The sequence below is a fragment of the Traorella massiliensis genome (assembly GCF_900104665.1).
GTDB classification, from domain to species: domain Bacteria; phylum Bacillota_I; class Bacilli_A; order Erysipelotrichales; family Erysipelotrichaceae; genus Traorella; species Traorella massiliensis.
Window position 1 is genome coordinate 523783 of record NZ_LT629969.1, and the last position, 22580, is coordinate 546362.

20 protein-coding genes are annotated in these 22580 nt (G+C 35.5%); 16 read left to right on the top strand and 4 right to left on the bottom strand.

The window, feature by feature from the left end; translation table 11 throughout:
* The first annotated feature begins 31 nt into the window (after positions 1 to 31).
* The 12 genes from BQ5367_RS09795 (at position 32) to BQ5367_RS09850 (ending at position 13367) form a co-directional block, all read left to right on the top strand.
* Positions 32 to 463, top strand: a complete 432-nt coding sequence (locus BQ5367_RS09795; RefSeq protein ID WP_071442327.1) for an NfeD family protein — start codon at positions 32 to 34, stop codon at positions 461 to 463.
* 12 nt (positions 464 to 475) lie between these two features.
* On the top strand, positions 476 to 1369 hold the full coding sequence (locus BQ5367_RS09800; RefSeq protein ID WP_071442328.1) for an SPFH domain-containing protein: 894 nt from the start codon (positions 476 to 478) through the stop codon (positions 1367 to 1369).
* A gap of 14 nt (positions 1370 to 1383) precedes the next feature.
* The gene (locus BQ5367_RS09805; RefSeq protein WP_071442329.1) at positions 1384 to 1863 is read left to right on the top strand and encodes a DNA-deoxyinosine glycosylase; all 480 of its coding nucleotides are present in this window, start codon (positions 1384 to 1386) and stop codon (positions 1861 to 1863) included.
* Positions 1864 to 2085: 222 nt separating this feature from the next.
* Positions 2086 to 3729 (top strand): IS1634 family transposase, encoded by a 1644-nt coding sequence (locus tag BQ5367_RS09810; RefSeq protein ID WP_071442330.1) that lies wholly within the window; start codon positions 2086 to 2088, stop codon positions 3727 to 3729.
* A 152-nt stretch (positions 3730 to 3881) separates the two neighbouring features.
* The gene (locus tag BQ5367_RS09815; protein WP_071440588.1) at positions 3882 to 5525 is read left to right on the top strand and encodes an IS1634 family transposase; all 1644 of its coding nucleotides are present in this window, start codon (positions 3882 to 3884) and stop codon (positions 5523 to 5525) included.
* A gap of 188 nt (positions 5526 to 5713) precedes the next feature.
* Positions 5714 to 7963, top strand: a complete 2250-nt coding sequence (locus BQ5367_RS09820) for an InlB B-repeat-containing protein (protein ID WP_071442331.1) — start codon at positions 5714 to 5716, stop codon at positions 7961 to 7963.
* Between the two features lie 174 nt (positions 7964 to 8137).
* Positions 8138 to 9595 carry a monomeric [FeFe] hydrogenase gene (locus BQ5367_RS09825; protein WP_071442332.1) on the top strand — a complete coding sequence of 486 codons (1458 nt, stop codon included), beginning with the start codon at positions 8138 to 8140 and terminating at the stop codon, positions 9593 to 9595.
* A gap of 11 nt (positions 9596 to 9606) precedes the next feature.
* The gene (locus tag BQ5367_RS09830; RefSeq protein ID WP_071442333.1) at positions 9607 to 9849 is read left to right on the top strand and encodes a (2Fe-2S) ferredoxin domain-containing protein; all 243 of its coding nucleotides are present in this window, start codon (positions 9607 to 9609) and stop codon (positions 9847 to 9849) included.
* Positions 9846 to 11522, top strand: a complete 1677-nt coding sequence (locus BQ5367_RS09835; protein ID WP_071442334.1) for a [Fe-Fe] hydrogenase large subunit C-terminal domain-containing protein — start codon at positions 9846 to 9848, stop codon at positions 11520 to 11522. Before BQ5367_RS09830 ends, BQ5367_RS09835 begins: the two co-directional genes overlap by 4 nt.
* Positions 11515 to 12696 (top strand): SpoIIE family protein phosphatase, encoded by a 1182-nt coding sequence (locus tag BQ5367_RS09840; protein WP_071442335.1) that lies wholly within the window; start codon positions 11515 to 11517, stop codon positions 12694 to 12696. Before BQ5367_RS09835 ends, BQ5367_RS09840 begins: the two co-directional genes overlap by 8 nt.
* 56 nt (positions 12697 to 12752) lie before the next feature.
* Positions 12753 to 13127 carry a hypothetical protein gene (locus tag BQ5367_RS09845; protein WP_071442336.1) on the top strand — a complete coding sequence of 125 codons (375 nt, stop codon included), beginning with the start codon at positions 12753 to 12755 and terminating at the stop codon, positions 13125 to 13127.
* Between the two features lie 21 nt (positions 13128 to 13148).
* Positions 13149 to 13367: a YneF family protein gene (locus tag BQ5367_RS09850; protein ID WP_071442337.1), complete on the top strand. Its 219-nt coding sequence runs from the start codon at positions 13149 to 13151 to the stop codon at positions 13365 to 13367.
* A gap of 66 nt (positions 13368 to 13433) precedes the next feature.
* Here BQ5367_RS09850 and bilS read toward each other — a convergent pair whose 3' ends face one another.
* Together bilS and plsY are read right to left on the bottom strand one after the other, a co-directional pair.
* On the bottom strand, positions 13434 to 13943 hold the full coding sequence (gene bilS, locus BQ5367_RS09855) for a flavodoxin family protein BilS (protein ID WP_071442338.1): 510 nt from the start codon (positions 13941 to 13943) through the stop codon (positions 13434 to 13436).
* 13 nt (positions 13944 to 13956) lie between these two features.
* Entirely contained in the window at positions 13957 to 14556 is a 600-nt protein-coding gene (gene plsY, locus BQ5367_RS09860; RefSeq protein ID WP_071442339.1) for a glycerol-3-phosphate 1-O-acyltransferase PlsY, read from the bottom strand.
* Between the two features lie 97 nt (positions 14557 to 14653).
* Here plsY and parE point away from each other — a divergent pair, with 97 nt between their 5' ends.
* The 4 genes from parE to BQ5367_RS09880 all read left to right on the top strand — a co-directional run bounded on the left by parE (position 14654) and on the right by BQ5367_RS09880 (position 20534).
* The gene (gene parE, locus BQ5367_RS09865) at positions 14654 to 16585 is read left to right on the top strand and encodes a DNA topoisomerase IV subunit B (RefSeq protein WP_071442340.1); all 1932 of its coding nucleotides are present in this window, start codon (positions 14654 to 14656) and stop codon (positions 16583 to 16585) included.
* Positions 16578 to 19043 (top strand): DNA topoisomerase IV subunit A, encoded by a 2466-nt coding sequence (gene parC / locus BQ5367_RS09870; RefSeq protein WP_071442341.1) that lies wholly within the window; start codon positions 16578 to 16580, stop codon positions 19041 to 19043. The genes parE and parC overlap by 8 nt, the downstream gene beginning before the upstream one ends.
* A gap of 80 nt (positions 19044 to 19123) precedes the next feature.
* Positions 19124 to 19366 (top strand): hypothetical protein, encoded by a 243-nt coding sequence (locus tag BQ5367_RS09875; RefSeq protein ID WP_071442342.1) that lies wholly within the window; start codon positions 19124 to 19126, stop codon positions 19364 to 19366.
* Positions 19367 to 19370: 4 nt separating this feature from the next.
* Positions 19371 to 20534, top strand: a complete 1164-nt coding sequence (locus BQ5367_RS09880) for an AI-2E family transporter (RefSeq protein ID WP_071442343.1) — start codon at positions 19371 to 19373, stop codon at positions 20532 to 20534.
* 55 nt (positions 20535 to 20589) lie between these two features.
* Here BQ5367_RS09880 and BQ5367_RS09885 read toward each other — a convergent pair whose 3' ends face one another.
* A complete protein-coding gene (locus tag BQ5367_RS09885; protein WP_071442344.1) occupies positions 20590 to 21915 on the bottom strand; it encodes a DUF308 domain-containing protein in 1326 nt (441 codons plus the stop codon).
* Positions 21916 to 22007: 92 nt separating this feature from the next.
* Positions 22008 to 22529, bottom strand: a complete 522-nt coding sequence (hpf, locus tag BQ5367_RS09890) for a ribosome hibernation-promoting factor, HPF/YfiA family (protein ID WP_071442345.1) — start codon at positions 22527 to 22529, stop codon at positions 22008 to 22010.
* Positions 22530 to 22580 lie beyond the last annotated feature (51 nt).

A 22580-nucleotide genomic window follows, 5' to 3' on the forward strand; every position in this document is an offset into this window, starting at 1 on the left:
TTAGTTATAATTATTTCAGGAGGCGAGGTAGATGAATCAGGCATTGTTGTTTTGGATAGTGGCATGTGTGTTGTTCACACTACTTGAAGCCTTTACTCAGCAATTCGTTTCTATATGGTTTTTAATTGGAAGCATCGGAGCTTTGATTTGTTCACTTTTTGGTGCTAATGAAGAGGCTCAGGGAATCGTATTTGTGATTCTTTCATTATTGACACTTATTGCTTTTCGCCCAATGGTCAAACGACTGGTTAAAGGAGAAGCGATACCAACTAATGCTGATTCAAATGTTGGACAGCTTGCTCTTGTAACGAAAGATTTTGATGAAAACTCACTCGAAGGACGAGTATTAGTCAATGATATGGATTGGGCGGCTAAAAGTCTGGATGGAGGATGTTATCACAAAGGTGAAAAAGTCATCGTAGAAAGAATTGAAGGAGTAAAATGTCTAGTTAGAAAGGCGTAGGAGATAAGTAATATGAGAATTGGAACATGGGTATTTATTATTGCGATTTTAGTTTTTGCGATCATATTTGTAGCGTGTCATGTAAGAATCGTTAATCAGAGCAAGAGCGTTGTGATTGAAAGATTGGGAGCTTACTATAAGACATGGGGAACAGGGGTCCATTTTTTGGTGCCATTTATTGACCGTGTTGCTATGAATATATCTTTAAAGGAGCATGTAGTTGATTTTGATCCGCAAGCTGTAATTACGAAAGATAATGTTACGATGCAGATCGATACGGTAGTTTATTTTCAGGTAACAGATTCTAAGCTTTATACATATGGTGTCACAAATCCGATGATGGCTGTTGAAAATTTGACTGCAACGACACTGCGTAATATTATTGGTGACTTAGATCTTGATGGTACATTGACGTCACGTGATTTGATCAATACACAGATGAGAGCGATTCTTGATGAAGCTACAGATAAATGGGGAATTAAGGTCAATCGTGTTGAATTGAAGAATATCCTGCCGCCACGTGAAATTCAAGATGCTATGGAAAAACAAATGAAGGCAGAACGTGAAAGACGTGAAGCTATCTTACAGGCAGAGGGACGTAAACGTAGTGAAATCTTAATTGCGGAAGGTGAAAAGGAATCAGCAATTTTACGTGCAGACGCAGTAAAAGAACAGAAAATTCGTGAAGCACAAGGTGAAGCAGAAGCAATTGCACTGGTGCAGAAAGCTTATGCAGATTCATTAACTGTTTTAAGTCAGGCAAATATCTCGGATGAAGTATTGAAACTTAAAACTTTAGAGGCTTTACAGAAGGTAGCTGACGGACAGGCTACGAAATTGATCATTCCAAGTGAAATTCAAAATCTGGCAGGTCTTTTAGCCAGTGCTAAAGAAGTGACGAAATAAGTCACTTTTTACTTATGGATAGAGTCTATCATGAAATAGAGCCTGTTTATGACCATAGCTCTAAAATTCTTATATTAGGTTCTTTTCCCTCTGTTAAGTCAAGAGAAAATCATTTTTATTATGGACATCCGCAAAATCGTTTTTGGAAAGTATTAGAAAAACTTTATGATATTCATTTTACGGATATCGAATCTAAAAAACAGTTTCTTCATAAAAATCATATTGCTTTGTGGGATGTGATTGAAAGCTGTGAAATTGAAGGATCTAGTGACGCATCAATTAGAAATATCAAACTTAATGATATAAAAAAGATCATTGATGAATCTGCTGTTGAAAAAATATACGTAAATGGGAAAAAAGCACAGGAATACTATAATAAATATGTTTTAGATAAAACAAAGATTTCATGTATTCCTCTTCCTTCTACAAGTCCGGCGAATGCGGCTTACTCATTAGATAAGCTGATTGAAAAGTGGAAACAAATTAAAGAATAAAATAAAGATAGCAATTGCTGTTTTTTTATAATTAACGATTCAGACAGTTTTTATGATCAACTGTAAAATAACGTTAACTTAATTTAGTTTTATACATCTATAAAAAAGAAAAAATATAAATAGCTCAAATAGGTGATAAAATAAGCGTATTTGAGCTTTTCTGTTCGGAAAGAGTATGATATAATAGATGTATAAATATACATCTATAGAAAGGATGATTTTATGCATCAAAATCCTGTGGATTTACCTGAAAGAACAGTCATCATAAAAGGCAGAAGTGGCAGTTATGTGTACTTGACACAAAGGGTTAAATATTCGCCAGAATTAAAACAAACCAGACCAGTAAGAGTAGCTATTGGAAAACTTAACGAAGAAGGAAAGCTGATTCCAAACAGGAACTATTTTGAAATATTTCCATATGAACAGAATGAACCCGGAGATAAAGCAGACTTCGTTATTGCGGGACCTCATTTTGTGGCGGACAAGATAAGTGCTGGGAATGGATTAAAAGAACTGCTGGAGACGATTTTCAAAGATGATTCGGACAAGATCCTGGATATAGCGACATATATGATGATGAGCGAAAATAACGTAATGCAGTATTTTGAAGACTATGGATATAATCACACATTGTTCAGTGCAGAGAACTTCGATGATAATGCGATAGGAAGACTGTTTAAAAAAATAAAAGTAAAGGATATCGATTTGTTCATCAGATCGTGGGTACATATGCATGTTGAGAAGCAAATCTATATAGCTTATGATTCGACGAATATGAACAGTGCTGCAGGAAATCTTGAATTGGCAGAATACGGACATGCGAAGGATCGTGATGAATTACCGCAAGTGAATTTATCAATAGGATATAATCAGACGGATCAGGTGCCTTTATTCTATGAATTGTTTCCGGGAAGCATCATCGACAATACGGAATGTGAAAAGATGGTGGAGAGAGCCCGGCAGTACGGATGCAGGGAAATAGGATTCATACTGGACAGGGGATATTTTTCATTACGGAATATAAGGTATTTCGAAAAGCATAATTATGACTATATACTGATGACGAAGGGGAATGCAAAGTTCATACAGGAAGCGGCAGAAGAAGCAGGAGCAGTATTAAAGAACGGATATTCAAATTATATGCAGGGATACGAACTGTACGGGATGACAGTAGAGAAGGATTTATTCAATACAGGAAAAAAAGAATATGTGCATGTATATTATAATGGAATAGAAGCGGAGAAAGAAAAGATTACGATCAATAACAGATTCAATAAGATGGATGAGGAGTTAGAGAAGAAGAAAGAGAAAAAGATAAAGAAAACAGAAGATGTGAAAAGCTATGAGAAATATTATCGATTGGGATTTGATGAGAATGGATACTTCATGAATTATCAAAGAAAAGATAACGAAATCATGAAGCTGATAAATAAAGCGGGATATTTTGCGATAGTGACGTCAAAAAAGATGAGTGCAGAAGAAGCGCTGGAAACATATCGGGATAGGGATGCGGTGGAAAAGATATTCAGGATGGAAAAGACATATTTAGGGAATGATGTATTCAGAGTACATTCGGAAGAGAAACTTGAAAGCAAAGTGTTCGTATCATTCATAGCATTGATTATCAGGAATGAGATTTATCAGTCATTAAAGGAATTGTATAAAACGAATAGAAAAGAGTACACAGTACCGAAAGTATTGAAAGATTATGAACGGCTGGGAGTAACTAAATTAGCGGATGAGAAATATCATATAAGATATCGACTGACAAATAAGCAAAAGAAGATATTAAAGGCACTGGGAGCAACAGAAGAAGAATACAGGAAGTTTGTAAATGAACAAATGGATATGTTAGTTAATAATTAACATATCCATTTTATATAGATGTATAATTTTTTGAGAAGTTGACGATANAATAGCTCAAATAGGTGATAAAATAAGCGTATTTGAGCTTTTCTGTTCGGAAAGAGTATGATATAATAGATGTATAAATATACATCTATAGAAAGGATGATTTTATGCATCAAAATCCTGTGGATTTACCTGAAAGAACAGTCATCATAAAAGGCAGAAGTGGCAGTTATGTGTACTTGACACAAAGGGTTAAATATTCGCCAGAATTAAAACAAACCAGACCAGTAAGAGTAGCTATTGGAAAACTTAACGAAGAAGGAAAGCTGATTCCAAACAGGAACTATTTTGAAATATTTCCATATGAACAGAATGAACCCGGAGATAAAGCAGACTTCGTTATTGCGGGACCTCATTTTGTGGCGGACAAGATAAGTGCTGGGAATGGATTAAAAGAACTGCTGGAGACGATTTTCAAAGATGATTCGGACAAGATCCTGGATATAGCGACATATATGATGATGAGCGAAAATAACGTAATGCAGTATTTTGAAGACTATGGATATAATCACACATTGTTCAGTGCAGAGAACTTCGATGATAATGCGATAGGAAGACTGTTTAAAAAAATAAAAGTAAAGGATATCGATTTGTTCATCAGATCGTGGGTACATATGCATGTTGAGAAGCAAATCTATATAGCTTATGATTCGACGAATATGAACAGTGCTGCAGGAAATCTTGAATTGGCAGAATACGGACATGCGAAGGATCGTGATGAATTACCGCAAGTGAATTTATCAATAGGATATAATCAGACGGATCAGGTGCCTTTATTCTATGAATTGTTTCCGGGAAGCATCATCGACAATACGGAATGTGAAAAGATGGTGGAGAGAGCCCGGCAGTACGGATGCAGGGAAATAGGATTCATACTGGACAGGGGATATTTTTCATTACGGAATATAAGGTATTTCGAAAAGCATAATTATGACTATATACTGATGACGAAGGGGAATGCAAAGTTCATACAGGAAGCGGCAGAAGAAGCAGGAGCAGTATTAAAGAACGGATATTCAAATTATATGCAGGGATACGAACTGTACGGGATGACAGTAGAGAAGGATTTATTCAATACAGGAAAAAAAGAATATGTGCATGTATATTATAATGGAATAGAAGCGGAAAAAGAAAAGATTACGATCAATAACAGATTCAATAAGATGGATGAGGAGTTAGAGAAGAAGAAAGAGAAAAAGATAAAGAAAGCAGAAGATGTGAAAAGCTATGAGAAATATTATCGATTGGGATTTGATGAGAATGGATACTTCATGAATTATCAAAGAAAAGATAACGAAATCATGAAGCTGATAAATAAAGCGGGATATTTTGCGATAGTGACGTCAAAAAAGATGAGTGCAGAAGAAGCGCTGGAAACATATCGGGATAGGGATGCGGTGGAAAAGATATTCAGGATGGAAAAGACATATTTAGGGAATGATGTATTCAGAGTACATTCGGAAGAGAAACTTGAAAGCAAAGTGTTCGTATCATTCATAGCATTGATTATCAGGAATGAGATTTATCAGTCATTAAAGGAATTGTATAAAACGAATAGAAAAGAGTACACAGTACCGAAAGTATTGAAAGATTATGAACGGCTGGGAGTAACTAAATTAGCGGATGAGAAATATCATATAAGATATCGACTGACAAATAAGCAAAAGAAGATATTAAAGGCACTGGGAGCAACAGAAGAAGAATACAGGAAGTTTGTAAATGAACAAATGGATATGTTAGTTAATAATTAACATATCCATTTTATATAGATGTATAATTTTTTGAGAAGTTGACGAAATAAACTAGATTTTTTAAATCACCAATAGTATAATAAATATAGATAGAAATATAGTATTATTCATTTGTATTTTATTATTTCAGATGAATGATAATATCTATATTTTGATTCGAAAGCATAAATCATACGCAAGGAGGAAATATGAAAAAGTTTGCTTTAGCTTTTCTTTCTCTGGTAATGGCGTTCGCATTAATGATACCAGTGAAAGCGGCTACCAATGTAGCAAAAATAGGCAATGTTGAGTATGCAACATTAGAAGATGCTGTTGATGCAGTAGAATCTACATCTTTTTCAACGCATCAAGCACCTGAAACTCCTACAACAATTACCTTGCTTGAAGATACAAATGCAGGAATTGATATTGGAAAATCAGGAGTAGAATTAAAGAATGTTATCCTGGATTTAAATGGACATACCCTAACATTAGGGCCTGCGGTAGGTTCGACAGGAACAGAAACAAATGGGTTAAGAGTATTATCTTATAGCAAAATCGAAATTAAAAACGGTACCATTACTAGTAATGATATGTTGAATGATGCCGGTGGATATGTGAAATTCATGTTGGTTAATTATGGTACAATGATTTTGGATAATATTAAAGTTGTTCCTGGAAATAAGGTTGAGGGAACTATCAACAATCGTGGTGATTTGACATTAAAAGGTAATACTGAAGTACCAACAGCACCAGTTCCTTTTTATGGTGATGTAAAGTTTGCTATTACGAATGATGTTTATAATGCACATTATACTAATTTTGATGCTAGATTAACAGTAGATTCTCCAAATGTAAAGGTTGGAGTTGTACAAGTTGAAAGATATCCAACAAATAGAAATGGCAATGAAGGGGCTGTTGTCTTAGATATTTCAGCAGGAACGTTTGATAAAGTAATTGATGATGGTTACGAAATAGTCCCTGTAGAAGGAAATGTTTCCGGAGGTACTTTCTCTGTACCATTAGATGAAATATATTATGCTGATCAGGCAAATGTGACTGTAAAACTTAACGAAGATGTTCAAAAAGATGTTGTAATTCCTGCAGGTGCAACTGTAACGTTAGATCTTAATGGACAAACATTAACAAATGTAACATCCGATACGATTACTGTGGAAAAGGGTGCAACTTTAAAAGTTATTGGAGAAGGAACTGTTGATAATAAGAGCAATGGAAGAGCTGCAGTATTCAATAATGGAAATGTTACATTAAATGGCGGTACTTATGATCGTACATCTGAGAGTGGTGAAAGTGCTGATATCAGTGGTGGTAATAGCTGGTATACGATTTGTAATCATGGTACTATGACGATCAATAAAGGCGTAACTGTTAAAAATACTGGAAGCTTCAGTAGTATGATTGAAAATGGATATTACAGTTATAATAGTTCTAATACAAGAAATGGACATAATCCAAGTGTAAATGAGGCAAATCCTTCATTAAATATCAATGGTGGTGAATTTGTTGGGGGCCTAAATACTGTTAAGAATGATGACGGTGGTGTTCTTACAATTAAAGATGGAAACTTCACAAATACGACTCAGGCAGCAGTTTTGAATTGGAATAAAGCTACGATTGAAGGTGGATATTTTGAAACTGATGCGGAAAACTGTATTTTGAATGGTGCTTCTTCTATGAACTCTTCTAAAAATAATTTAGGGGAGTTAACGATTAGCGGTGGTACGTTTAATAGTAATGGAATTACTGTTTTAAATTACTTCACATTCACAGGTGATGAATTAATTAATATAAAAGGTGGTACTTATCTTTCTGATGGTGTTGCTGATAATAGTGTAACTCAGTATTTTCCTGAAAACTCTAATTTACAGGTAAATCCTGATACTGGTGAAGTAGGTGTTTTCCATACAGTAACATTTGTTATTGATAATGAAGAAAAAGATGTGCTTGTAAAAGAAAACGGATTAGCTGAGGCTCTAGAAGCTCCAGTCAAAGAAGGTTATACATTTGTTGGATGGTTTAATGGAGATAAAGAATATGATTTCAATACTCCAGTAACAGCTGATATTACATTAACTGCTAAATATGAAGTAACAAAATATACAGTATCATTCAGTGATGGTGTAGAAAGCCAGGAAGTAGAACATGGAAAGACAGCTGTAAAACCAGCTGATCCAAAAAAGGAAGGCTATACATTTATTGGATGGTATCTTGGAGATGAGGAATATGATTTCAGTACACCGGTAACGAGTGATTTAGAATTGACAGCTAAATTTGAAAAGAATAATGTTCCTGTTGATCCTGAAAAGCCAGCAGATGATAATACAACTGAAACACCAAATACGAATGGTATGAGCTTTGTTGCTTGTTATGGTATGATGTTCGTGTTAAGTGGTATGATTCTGCTTGTATTAGCGAAAAAGAGAAGTTTGAACAAATAAAGATATAAAAAACAGTTAATAAGAAAAGGTGAGAAGATATTTTGAATCTTTAAAAAGTTGATTTGACTTTCTAGGTTCATATCTCACCTTTTTTCTTATAATTTTAAAAGTTGATATTTATATAAGGATGAATTGTGATATAATTATCATGATTTAAAGAGAGGAAAATAGAATATGAGTTTATTTACACATGAAGCACGTCAATTTAAATTTGATGTTCTGAGAGAAGTTGCAAGACGCTCATTCGAGGGAAAGATCAATGAAGATACGGTTGATGAGATTGCAACTTTCCTGATCCCCACTAATCATGCAGATTTCAGATGCTGCGTGTATAAGGAAAGAGAAATTATAAGAGAAAGAACCCGTTTGGCATTAGGAAAAAAGCCAAATACAATAAGAAAAGATAACTATTCTCCTAAACAGATCGTTCATGTTTTGGAAGCTGCTTGTGACGGCTGCAGTATTCATAAGATCATGGTAACAGATAACTGTCGCAAATGTATGGCTAAAAGCTGTCAGGCTTCTTGTAAGTTTGATGCGATGAAAATGGGTAGCGACAAAGCCTATATTGATTATGATAAATGTAAATCATGCGGTGCTTGCGTAAAAGCATGTCCATTTAATGCGATCGTTCAAAGCGAGCGTCCATGTGTTCGCTCTTGTCCGGTAAATGCTATTTCGATGGATGAAAATGATTTGTGTGTCATTAATGAGGAAAACTGTATTAGCTGTGGTGCTTGTCAGGCTGGTTGCCCATTTGGAGCAATTGAAGATATTTCATTTATGACTCAGGTAACAGATGATCTTCGCCGTGGAGAAAAAGTAGTAGCTATTGTTGCGCCATCTATTCAAGGACAGATGGGACAGGCAACTTTGCCACAGATTTTAACTGCAATTTTAGAAGTAGGTTTTGCAGATGTTTATGAAGCAGCGGTAGGTGCTGATGCGGTAGCTGATTTTGAAGCTAAAGAGCTGTTGAAACATAAAGCAGAAGGTATTAAGATGACAACTTCCTGCTGTCCAGCGTTTGTAAATATGGCCCGTATTCATTTTCCAACCGTTTATGAAAAGAATGTCAGCAAAGTAGTTTCACCAATGGAGGCAATTGCCCGTCAAATTAAAAGTAAACAGGATTGCAAGATTGCCTTTATTGGCCCTTGTGTAGCGAAAAAGAATGAAGCTTTGAATGATTGGTCAGTTGTTGATTATGTCTTAACATTTGAAGAGATTGCAGCTATGATCATTGCGAAAGAGATTGCGGTAGAAAATCTTGAACCGAGCGATAAAAATATAGCTAGTATCCATGGTAAGAATTTTGCTGTTGGTGGTGGTGTCAGCAAGGCAGTTTCTGAATCTTTAAAAGAAAATAATCTGGAAGCAGTGACGAGCAAATATGCAGATGGTGCTGCTGAATGTAAGATGAATCTATTGCTGATGAAGCTTGGCAGATTTAATGAAGATATTTTAGAAGGCATGGCTTGTGTTGGCGGCTGTGTCAGTGGTCCTGCGACTATAGAGTCGCCGGTAAAGGTGAAGCAGTTAATGGCAAAAGAAAATGCTGCCATTAAAGATAAGACCATTCAATCTGTTCTTGAAGAGGTTGATTTTAGTCAGGTTAATATGCATCGATAGGAGGGAAAATTATGCATACTATTGAAATCTGCGTTGGAAGCAGCTGCTTTGTGAAAGGAAGCAATGAACTGGTGGAGAAACTTAAGAAATATCTTGAAGATAATCATCTTGAGGATAAAGTTCAATTGAAGGGTGCTTTCTGTATGGGACAATGTGCAAAAGGACTGGGAGTTCGAGTTGATGGCAAACTTCTAGAAGGTGTCACACTTTCCAACGCTATTGATTTAATTGAAATTGAATTAAATTCTCTATGAAGCCTTTAATTACACTTGTTGAATATAACTGTAAAAGTTGTTTAAAGTGTGTACGCAATTGTCCGACAAAATCAATCCGTTTTGAGAATAATCATCCTTATATTGTAGAAGAAGAATGTATTCATTGTGGAAATTGTTATTTATGCTGTCCACAGTCGGCGAAAGAAATCAGAAGTGATCTTGATCTTGTGAAAAGCTGGTTATCTGCGAAAGAAGAAGTTGTCATTTCTATTGCTCCAAGTTATCAGGTGATTTGGGATAACTATGCAAAATTAAAGCAAAATCTATATAAGCTTGGGTTTAGTGCGGTTGAAGAAACAGCTAGAGGAGCTTCTGTTGTTTCAGCACAGTATGGTGCATTGATGCATGAAAAAAAGATGAATAATATCATTGAAACCTGCTGTCCAACAGTTGTTGAGATGATTGAAAAAGAATATCCGGAACTAGTATCTTGTCTAGCACCGGTAGCTTCGCCGATGATCGTACATGGAAGAATGTTGAAAAAGAAATATCCAAATGCTAAGATTGTTTTCTTATCTCCATGTATTGCGAAGCAGCATGAAGTGATGGATGAGCGTTTTAGTGATGCAGTGGATGCAGTAATTTCAATGCCGGATATGGATGAATGGATCATGAATAGTAATGAGTCTATTTCATATGAAATGGATGAGGAGGAAAATATTGCGCGAATTTATCCTATTAGTGGTGGAATCATTAAAACGATCGATGATTTTAATGGATATAAGAGTCTGGCTGTTGATGGTATCAGAAGATGCCGGGCTGTTTTAGAATCGATTAAGAATGGACATTTAAACGGATATTTTTTTGAATTAAATGCTTGTGAAGGTGGCTGTTTAGGTGGCCCTTATTTATTAGCTTATAAGGATAACGAATGGCTTGCACAAAGCAGAATCAGTGAATATGAGAACGGAACTAAGATAAAAGCAGATAAGGCTGAATTTACGTCAGCACAGTTTAAAGATAAATCTGTAAAAAAACCTGTTTTCTCTGAGTATCAGATTCATGAAGTACTTTGCAGTATGGGAAAAGCTGATCGTTCGAAACGACTGGATTGTGGAGCTTGTGGATATGATACATGCCGTGCAAAAGCCATTGCTGTATTAGAGGGCAAAAGCGATCCTAAGCATTGTCTGCCATATGCTTTGGAAAATGCGCAATCAGTTTCTAATCTTGTCATTCAGCATTCGCCAAATGGTATTATCGTGCTTGATTCTGACAATAAGATCAAAGAAATCAATCCAAGTGCCGTTCGGCTTTTAGGTATTCAAAATTATAGTGTTAAGGGCTTTGAAATAGAAGCAATTTTACCTAGTGAGCAGCTGATGGATATTCTTCATCGAAAGGTTCAGGATGTTTCTTATATGGTGGAAGAAATTCATGGTGGTGAAAAGGTTTGCAATATTGCCGCACTGCCTTTAGGTGATGAACAGTCATATGTACTGATTCTGATGGATCTGACCAATCAGCGTGAGCAGGAAAAGAAAATGAAGAAGTTGCGTAAGGAAACAATAGAATCTACACAAAAGGTCATTGATAAACAAATGCGTGTTGTTCAAGAAATCGCATCCTTATTAGGTGAGACGACAGCTGAGACGAAAGTCGTGCTGACAAAGCTTAATAAGGCAATTGATGGAGATGATCTGAATGGATAAGGTACATGTTGAAACCTATTATGCTTCTTTAAATAAAAAGAATGAAGAGTTATGTGGAGATAAAGTTAAGATCTTACGTAATGAAAAAAGCTGCATCGTTGTTTTAAGCGATGGTCTAGGAAGTGGTGTAAAAGCCAATGTGCTAGCAACACTAACGAGTGAAATTATTGCGACAATGTTGAATGAAGGTGCAGAATTAAGTGATGCCATTGAAACGATCATCAATACATTGCCAGTATGCAGTGAGCGTAAGGTTGCTTACTCAACCTTTACGGTTTGTCAGGTTTTTTATGACGGACGTGTATTTATGGCAGAATATGATGGTCCGGAAGCTATCGTTTTAAGAAATGGCAGGGAGTTAAAACTTGAAAAAGAAATACTTTATCAGCAGGATAAAAAAGTAAAAACTTGCAGTTTTACATGTGAACCTAATGACCGTATCATTTTTTTCTCCGATGGTATTGTTCATGCGGGGATTGGAAGCATTTTAAATTTAGGATGGGATCATAAAGAAATCGTACAACATATTGAAACAATGCATCGTTCAGCAGATACAGCTCGTAAAACATGTATGAATTTGCTTTTAGCTGTAAATGATCTTTATCAAGGATTGCCTGGAGATGATTCAACGGTCGCTGTTGTTAAGATGCTGCCACCTAAACAAAGCATCGTAGTAGTAGGGCCACCAGCTAGCAAAGAAGATGACAATGATGTCGTAATGAAGCTGATGAAGGCTACTGGAAAGAAGATTGTTTGTGGTGGTAGTACTTCACAGATGGTTGCACGTGTTTTAAATGAAGAAATTCGTATGCCGGATGCATTGGATTTTCTTGGAGATATTCCGCCTATTGCTTTTATTGATGGCATTGATCTTGTGACTGAAGGTGCTATTACTTTAAAAAAAGTATTAGAGTATTTAAGGGAATGTAACGCTTCTAGAGAATATCTTAATAACTTTATGGATGGTGAAAAAGGAGATGGTGCATTTCTTCTTACTCATATGCTGATTTGTGATTGTTCTGCTATCCATTTTATCCAAGGAAAAGCTGACAATATTGCTCATGCTTCGATTAACTATTCACCGATTTCATTAGGTAAAAAGATAAGAACGGTAGAAAAAATTGGTGATGAACTGAAGAAATTAGGAAAAATTGTTACATACGAGCAAATATAAGCAAAACATGACAAAATCTTTCATCTCTATTTTTTAAAATAGAGATGGGTGATTGAATGAGTTATACATGTATCGCCTGTAGTGAAACCACTATGGGCATTTTTTTAGGAAAAGAAAAAGCTTTATTTTTACTTTTTGAAATGAGTGAAGAACAAAGAGATGTTTTCTTATATTCTTTTGTGAGTTATGAAATGATTTCTAAGTGTCTTCATTTTTATACAAAGGAATATTTAGAAATATTTGAAAATAAAATATATTATAAAAATCATTGGCTTGCTTTTTATAAACATAAGATAGAAACAGATGATATTTATACAAATATTTTATTTGATTATATGAAAAGAGTGCATCGTATCTGGTGCTGTATGGATGAGAGCGGTAAAGTGGTATGGATAAAGACTTGTAAAGTCATAGAAAATTGTGTAAAATAAGATAGGTAACGGAGGTGTATTATGGGAGATATTTGGACATCTATTCTGTATACATTGATTGGTTTGGTTATTGGTGGAGGTTTAGGATTCTATTTCACCAGAAGATATTTTATCAAACAGCTAAAAGAACATCCTCCAATCAATGAAAAAATGATTCGTGCAATGTTCTTGCAGATGGGAAGAAAACCATCAGAAGCACAGATTCGTCAGATCATGAAATCAATGGAACAAGCAAGATAAAGACCGAAAGGTCTTTTTTCTTAATATATAAAATCCCATCTGTTTAGATTTCAGATGGGATTTAGATTAGATTTTATTAACTATTAAAGAAATCCATTCTTTTGCATGATTACGATCATCATCATTAGGATGATCAAGAGCTTCATCAAAATTTTCAATACTAACTTTTAATCTTGCATCATCTGGATGTTCTCTCATCATTTGAACATATCTGTCTTTTACCTGTAAGGGCATTTTTCCTTGACAGAAAAAATATCCTAATATTTGATTTGAATCATCAATGTGCTCTTTTACTCTCGAAAACAAAGTCTGATAATATTTCTCGTCTTTTCCATAACCAGCTGTTCCAAAATAGGCAATTTTTTTATTTTTTAACTTTTGAATAGAATCAAGGATCTTGCTATCTGCATTTCCTTTATCTGTCCATGAACCAATAATATAAAGATCAGCTTCAATCGTTTCTTGTTTAGGTGAACCGAAATAGACGATATCTTTATCTTTTAGCTGTTCATAAATTGCCTTGGCAATTATCTCGGTATTTTTTGTCTTACTGACATAAATGATAGCTATTTTCATATTGAACTCCTTTTTAAAGCCATTTAACTTTATTTTCTGTATGATTTCTGATTCTTTGAATATTCGGAATATGACGATAAATAATGAGAATATCTAATAAGACACTGGCAGTAAGTACCAAGGCAGAAGCCTGAATGATAAGCAGCGAAATCGTGCTGGCAACTGCTGCAACCATGCTAGACAGAGAAACCATTTTAGAAATAAACAAAGTAATAAGGAAGGCAGCTAAAGGTAATACAAAGCATAGCCAGTTGTGAGTTGTGAAAATTGCAATGGCTAGTAGAAAACCAAACATGCTGGCAGCCGCTTTTCCACCCTTAAAATGAGCAAATATCGGAAAGCAATGTCCTACGCATACTGCAAGTCCGCACCATATAGAAGCATTTTGGGAATAAATTGATACGATACCAACAGGGATAAAAGCTTTTAATGCATCTAATATAATCACGCTGATGCCGGCTTTTTTACCTAAGACTCTTCCGGCATTGGTTCCTCCTAAATTGCCTGACCCAAACTGGCGTATATCGGTGTGATAGAAAACCTTTCCGATTACTAAGGCAAAGGGAATGGATCCCAATAAATATCCAAATAAAACTGATAAGAAGTAAATCATTGCATCACCCCTTTTCTATTGTATCATTTTTCATTAAAATGACAAACTAATTTTTAGAAATCTATGTTATAATAATCAGGTTAGAGAGGTGTTTTTTATGTGTCCAAAAGCCTATGATGCATCAAGTATACAGGTGCTTGACGGACTTGAAGCGGTTCGCAAGCGTCCCGGAATGTATATTGGAAGTACAGACTCGCGGGGACTTCACCATTTAGTGTGGGAAATTGTGGATAATTCCATTGATGAGGCACTGAATGGCAATGGTGATACAATTAAGATCACGCTGCATAAAGATGGCAGTGTCAGTGTGGAAGACGAAGGAAGAGGAATGCCAGTAGAAATGCATGCGCAAGGAGTATCGACGCTACAGGTCATTTTTACAATTTTACATGCTGGTGGTAAATTCTCAGAAGCTGGAGGCTACAAGACAAGCGGAGGTTTGCATGGAGTAGGTGCCAGCGTTGTGAATGCATTGAGTGAATGGGTAGAAGTAATCATTCATAGAGATGGTAAAATATATCAGATGAATTTTAGTGATGGCGGTAAGAAAGTCAGTAAGCTAAAAGAATTAGGAAAAACAAATAAAACAGGTTCAAAGGTTACTTTTCTTCCTGATAAGAGAATTTTTTCAACAACACATTTTTCATATTCAACGATTTGTGAACGTGCCAGAGAAAATGCTTTTCTTTTAAAAGGCTTGAAAATGATCGTTAGCGATGAACGTGGTGAGAGTAAAAGAGAAGAAGTTTATCATTTTGAAAATGGTCTGGAAGCTTTTATAGAATACCTGCATGAAGATAAAGCCACTTTACATATGCCATACTCTTTTTCAAGTATGAGCAATGGCATTCAGATTGATTGTGCATTTCAATATACAGACGAGTACCAGGAAAATATGTTTTCTTTTGTTAATATGGTTCGCACAAGAGATGGCGGTACGCATGAAGTGGGCTGTCGCAGTGCCTTTACAAAAGTCTTTAATGAATATGCCCGTAAAAACGGACTTTTAAAAGAAAAAGATAAAAATTTTGAGGGTAGCGATGTTCGTGAAGGATTAACAGTCGTATTATCTTTAGGTATTCCGGAGAGTTTGCTTCAGTTCGAAGGGCAGACCAAAGGCAAGTTAGGAACGATGGAAGCTAAGAGTGCTGTTGAAAATGTTGTGAGTGAAAAACTGACATATTTTTTAGAAGAAAATAAAGATTTGGCCGTTTCCTTAATTAAAAAAATGCAGCGTGCTTCTTTAGCAAGAGAAGCGGCTCGTAAGGCTCGTGAGGAATCCCGCAAAGGAAAATCTAAAGGAAAAAGTGAAAAGATATTAAGCGGTAAACTGGCGGCAGCACAGAGCAGAGATGCTTCTAAAAAAGAATTATATCTAGTCGAGGGTGATTCAGCGGGAGGAAGTGCCAAGCAGGGCAGAGACAGCAAATATCAGGCAATTTTACCGCTTCGAGGAAAAGTACTGAATACAGAAAAAGCAAGCATTGCCAGTATTGAAAAAAATGAGGAACTTAATACGATCATTCATGCACTAGGAGCGGGTGTAGGAGCTGATTTCTCACCTGAGGATAGTGCTTATGGAAAAATAATCATCATGACCGATGCCGATACAGATGGGGCACATATCCAATGTCTTTTATTGACTTTCTTTTATCGGTATATGCGCAAAGCCATCGAAGAGGGCATGATCTATATTGCTTTACCGCCTTTATATAAGATTCAAAAGGGGAAAGAGATTGCTTATGCCTGGAATGATGAAGAGCTGAATGAGCTGAAACATAAAATGGGCCGAGGCTATGAAATTCAGCGTTATAAAGGACTTGGTGAAATGAATGCTTCCCAGCTGTGGGAAACAACGATGAATCCGAATACACGTACCCTGATTCGTGTCAGTATTGAAGATGGCATGTTTGCGGAAAAACGTGTCAGTGTTTTGATGGGCGATCGTGCAGATGTACGTCGTGAATGGATCGAAGAAAACGTATCATTTACATTGGAAGATGATTACAAGGAGGAAATAAATGGATAAGCAGAGTGAACATATCATTACGGCTCCTCTTGAAGAAATTATGGGGGATCGTTTTGGAAGATACTCGAAATATATTATTCAGGATCGTGCTCTGCCAGATGCCAGAGATGGTTTGAAGCCGGTTCAAAGGCGTATTCTTCATTCGATGAATATGTTGGGTATTACTCATAATAAGCCTTATAAAAAATCAGCACGAATCGTCGGTGATGTCATTGGTAAATATCATCCGCATGGAGATATCTCTGTTTATGATGCGATGGTTCGTATGTCACAGACATGGAAGACAAGAGAAACTTTGATTGACATGCATGGTAATAATGGTTCTATGGATGATGATCCACCAGCAGCCATGCGATATACGGAAGCTCGTCTTTCGCCTATCAGCCAATATATGCTGGCAGATATTGATAAGGATACGGTTGAATTTGCACCGAATTTTGATGATGAAGAAATGGAACCCACGGTACTTCCTGCACAATATCCAAATCTTTTAGTCAATGGAATCAGCGGAATTGCCGCAGGATATGCGACCAATATTCCGCCACATAATTTGGGAGAAGTATTAGATGCGACCATTTATCGTATACAGTATCCTGAATGTTCATTGGATGAATTGATGGAGTTTGTACAGGGGCCTGATTTTCCTACGGGTGGTATCGTGCAGGGAATTGAAGGAATCAAAGAAGCTTTTACAAGCGGTAAAGGAAGAGTTGTTGTTCGTAGTAAGTGTGAAATAGTACAGACGAAGACGAATCAGCAGATCATTGTGCATGAAATTCCTTATGATGTTATCAAAAGTAATCTAGTAAAAAAAATAGATGAAATTCGTTTGAATAAATCAATTGAAGGTATTTTGGATGTTCGTGATGAATCAGATCGAAATGGTTTGCGTATCTGTATTGATTTAAAAAAAGAAGCTAATAGTCAATTGATTTTAAATTATTTATATAAAAATACAGATCTTCAGGTTTATTTTAACTATAATGTTGTAGCAATTGTTAATAAACGCCCTATGCAGATGGGATTAGCGGCAATGCTAGATGCCTTTATCAATCATCGTAAGGATGTTGTGACACGCCGATGCCGTTATGATCTTGATAAAACGGAGAAAAGGTGTCACATTCTAGAAGGTCTTATACGAGCTATGTCTGTATTAGACGAAGTAATTGCCATCATTCGTTCATCTAATGGGAAAGCTGATTCTAAAGAAAAGCTAATAAATCGTTTTGAATTTAGTGAAGCACAGGCAGAAGCTATTGTTACTTTGCAGTTATATCGCTTATCAAATACGGATGTCGTTCAATTAAAAAATGAATTTTCAGAACTTGTGAATAAGATGGAAGAATTAAATGATATTCTAAATAATCCACGTATCATGAAAAAGGTCATTATTGAAGAATGTAAGCAAGTGAAAAAAGATTTTGGTTCTTCTCGTCTTACGAAGATTGAAGATCAGATCGAAGAAATTGTGATTGATAGGACGGCTATGGTGAATAGTGAACAAGTGATGCTTTCTGTTTCTAAAGATGGTTATGTGAAACGAGTATCAATGCGCTCTTATAATTCATCTAATGATGCTATGACGGGTCTAAAAACAGGTGATGAGCTAATTGGTGTCAAAGAAGTTAATACATTGGATACTTTGATGTTTGTGACGAGCAAAGGCACATATGGCTATTGCCGAATCTATGAAATTGATGAAGCAAAATGGAAAGATATTGGTTCACACCTTAATAGCTGCATCAGTTTGACTTCTGAAGAAAAAATCGTTTCAGCATATATATTAAAAGATTTTGATACCGGTGCATCGCTTGTGACATTGTCTCGCATGGGAATGATCAAACGTACGATGATTGCAGATCTGGAAGTATCACGCAACAATAAAACGATGCAATTAATGGGATTGAAAGAAGAAGATCAAATTGTAGATAGCTGTATTGTTAGTGATGATGATGAAATCATCGTACTCTCTTCAAATTGTTATAGCGCACGTTATCCGGTAGAGGTGATCACACCAACTTCTTGTAGAGGTAAGGGCATCATTGCCATGAAAAATGATGATTGTGTTGCTGTTGTCAATACATCTGCGACACACATGGTCTGTGTTACTCAAAACGGTGCTATGAAAAGACTTAAAACGAGCGATATTGCTCTTACAGGGCGCCCTGTCAGAGGAGATCTGATCGCTAAGAAAGTAAAATCAAATCCTGCAGTTCTTCGTTATGGATTTGGCTGTGAAAATAATGATGAAATCATGCTGATGCAGGATAAATCTGAAAAGCTTCATGGCAGAGATATTGCTTTGATGAGTAAAGAAGCTACTTTTTCATCGGCCATCAAGGTTCACCAGCCATTCTATATTCAAAAACAGATTCATGAAGTATTGAAAATTGAGAAAAAAGAAAATATACAAGAGGAAACATCATCTGAAATTAATCAGACTTCTTTATTCGATTAAACTGCTCATCGAGCAGTTTTTTCTTTTCTCATGGAAATATAGAGTGAAATGGTTTATAATTAAAATAAGGAAGTGATAGTATGAACAAACGTGTCATAGCAGGATGTGTACTTATCTCAGCTGCAGCTATTGGCTGCATTTGGGTAATAAAAGAATATAAAGAGATGAAAATGATGAAAAACGATCTGGAGAATCATCCTTTATATCGTGCTGAAAAACAGGCTGTGCGTTTAAAAAATAGAAAAGATGTGAAAACAGTAAAGGTATCTGAAAATGCATCGTTAAAAAGCAAGCTTTTAGCATGCTATGAAATTTTGAGGTAACTCTATGAATTTCTTAAAAAATCATGAAACAAGACGTATTTTATTTATTATAACATTTACAGTTTTATTGACAGCTGCTGTTTTTCATATGGATGTGATCATGAATACGGTTGATGTGATCCTTTCTATTACATATCCATTTATCGTTGGAGGTATCATTGCCTTTATTCTTAATGTCGTACTGCGTCAGCTAGAATTAAAACTGTTTAAAAATGTATCTTTCCAAACAAAAAAAGGCCGTTCATTCAAACGTCCGATATGTTTAGTACTTACCATTATTATTGTTCTTTTTGTGTTGTTTGTGGTAGCCTTTTTATTAGTTCCCCGCTTTGTAGAGGCGATTATTGCGATCGTGGAACAACTAAGTATCTTCATACCACAGGCACAGCAGTTTTTTGAAAAACTGCTTGCAGATAATGAGGATGCTGTTCGTTTTATTGAATCACTTAATATAGATTATGAGGCCATGTTTAGACAGGTGACAAATTTTCTTAGCCGCTCTGCAAGTGATCTGATTTCAAATGCATTCAATATAGTATCTTCATTTGCTGGAACCCTGTTCTCATTCTTTATTTCTTTTATCTTTGCGACTTATTTATTGATTCAAAAAGAAAAACTTTCTTTACAGCTAAGATTAGTGATGAAAGCGGTATTGTCTGAAAGAAGACAACAACAGGTTGAACGTGTTTTGGCATTGTCTTTTGATACATTTACTAATTTTGTAAGTGGTCAGGGATTAGAAGCAGTTGTACTGGGGACACTCGTGGGGTCTTGCTGCTGGATTTTTGGGCTGTCTTATTCTTCAGTTGTTGGTGTCATTGCTGCGCTTTGTTCATTCATACCGATGTTTGGCAGCATGATCGCACTTGTTGTCGGAACTTTGATTCAGTTAATTGTTTCACCATATCAAGCGCTGTTCTTCCTTTTTATGATGGTAATTATCCAACAGATCGATGGCAATCTGATTTATCCTCATATCATGGGAAATAGAATCGGCTTACCTCCAATGTATGTGCTGATTGCTTTCTCTGTAGGAGGAAGTCTGATGGGATTATTTGGTATGCTGCTGTTCATCCCTATTACAAGTATTTTATATGACTTATTCCGTGATTGGGTATATGAGCGTATTGCGAAAAAAGAAAAAGATTCAAAACAGGAAATAGTTTAAAGAAAAATATTATTAAATGTATACAAAAAAGATTAGTTCAATATGACTAATCTTTTTATTCGAACTCTTTATAAGGGTCATTATCATCATCTTCACCAATATCATAGTTATGGATACTATAGATTTCTTTGCTGACAACATTACTGGAAGCTCGCTTAAATTCACCTTCGAGATAGTCTAAATAAGTTCCAGGTGTTATGATTCCCACCATTTTTACGATATCTACATTTTTTCCAATGATATCATCTACAAAGCGTACACAATTGTTTCCAAAAACATAATATGTTTTAAAAGGACCGCTTTTAAATTTATAAAGGATACCTTTTGCTTCATTGTAAATTTGATGAACATGAAGATCAATGCTAGGAGAATTTTTCTTTAAGGGATGGTGAATAAATTCGGGATCCCAAGGGATGATTGTTTCATCTAAATGATGTAACTGTTCACGAACGCTTTCTTTTTGTTCTTCACTTAATTTTAAGCCAAAGACAAAAAGTGTTTTATGACATCTTTTCAGACAAAAGCGAATGTAGGCATCCCGATCTTTGGTTTTAAAGAGAACACCATCACCGATCATGGAAAAAAACTTCTCGCTTTTACCATCATAATTTCCATAAGAATAAAGTGTTCCATCAAACATAAAATCAGCATGTCCTAAAGTATTAAATCCATTGTGTGAAGCGTGAATAAATATTTCAAAATCATGGCTTTGATTGATCCATCCTTCAGCTAATGGTTCATTTGGCTGATCACGGTAATAACGATTAACACGATTGAGCCACATGTTTGGAATAAAACAGTCAATGATGGCAGGTAAACAGACACGGATCTTAGGATTATTCGCATTTTTAAAAAATAAATCAGTAAGAGCATTCAGCATCATGCTTCCACCCCAGATCATAAAGTATCCAGCGATGAGATAAACAGAAGCATCCCAGTCATAAATAAATGAAATCATAAAAAAACATCCGGCTATCAGTGATATGATAGACAATGCAAGAGATTTATCTCTTGTATGCTGCTGTTTCAGAATGAAATAGTTAATGAGATAAATCAATGAAGAAAGAAGAAGGTAAATTGCCACGATGAGTGAAAGCATATTGAGTGGCAGATTTGGGAATGATACAATAAATATACCAAGTATGATTTCTACGATTGCTCTAAAAAAATGATCTTTTCTTTCGCTTTTCTTACGCCATCCTTTCCATATATGAAAAAAACCAATAAAGGTCAAAATAGAAGCCGTTAAATAGATGAAACGGTAATAATCATTTGGTGTAGCAGTAAGTATAAAAATACCTAATGCAAAAGTAACAACCCCGGATAGAAAGGTTGTCGCAATATCAAATAAACGCTGAGATCCTTTACTTAATTGAACCATAGGCTATATTATAGTCTATCTTTTTTAACTTGTCTATCGTTCCTTTTCATTCTAAGGGTTTTGTATAAATAAAAAGCGGATTTCTCCGCTTTTTATTCAACTTCAATACATCCATATCCGCCATCATGTCTAGCATAGACAACGTTGATCTCATGTGTTTCGTCATCTCGATAAATGAAGAAATCATGTCCTAACATTTCCATACGCATAATAGCTTCTTCCAGATCCATTTCCACAACAGAAATAGATTTTGTTCTTACATAGACATCTTCCTCTTTTTCACTTTCATTTTCTAAAAATGATAAAGCAAGTTTATCTTTATGCTTTCTTTCCAGACGGGTTTTCTGTCTACGAATCTGATCTTCAAGCTTATCGATTGCCAGATCAACTGCAGCATAGAAGTCTTTATGTGTAACTTCTGCACGCAGAACAGCAAGTTTTGTTGGTATAGTAATCTCGACTTTCACATCATTAGGATGTATCTTAACTACCACATTTGCAGTCAGATTTTCATCAATGATGAGATATTTATCGAGAAATTTTAGCTTGTTCTCAACTTTTTCCTGCATCCCTTGTGTAATTGTAATATTTTTCCCATAGATTTGGACTTTCATTAAAATCCCTCCTTCTCTATATCTACATTATACGGGATTCTAATCAGATAA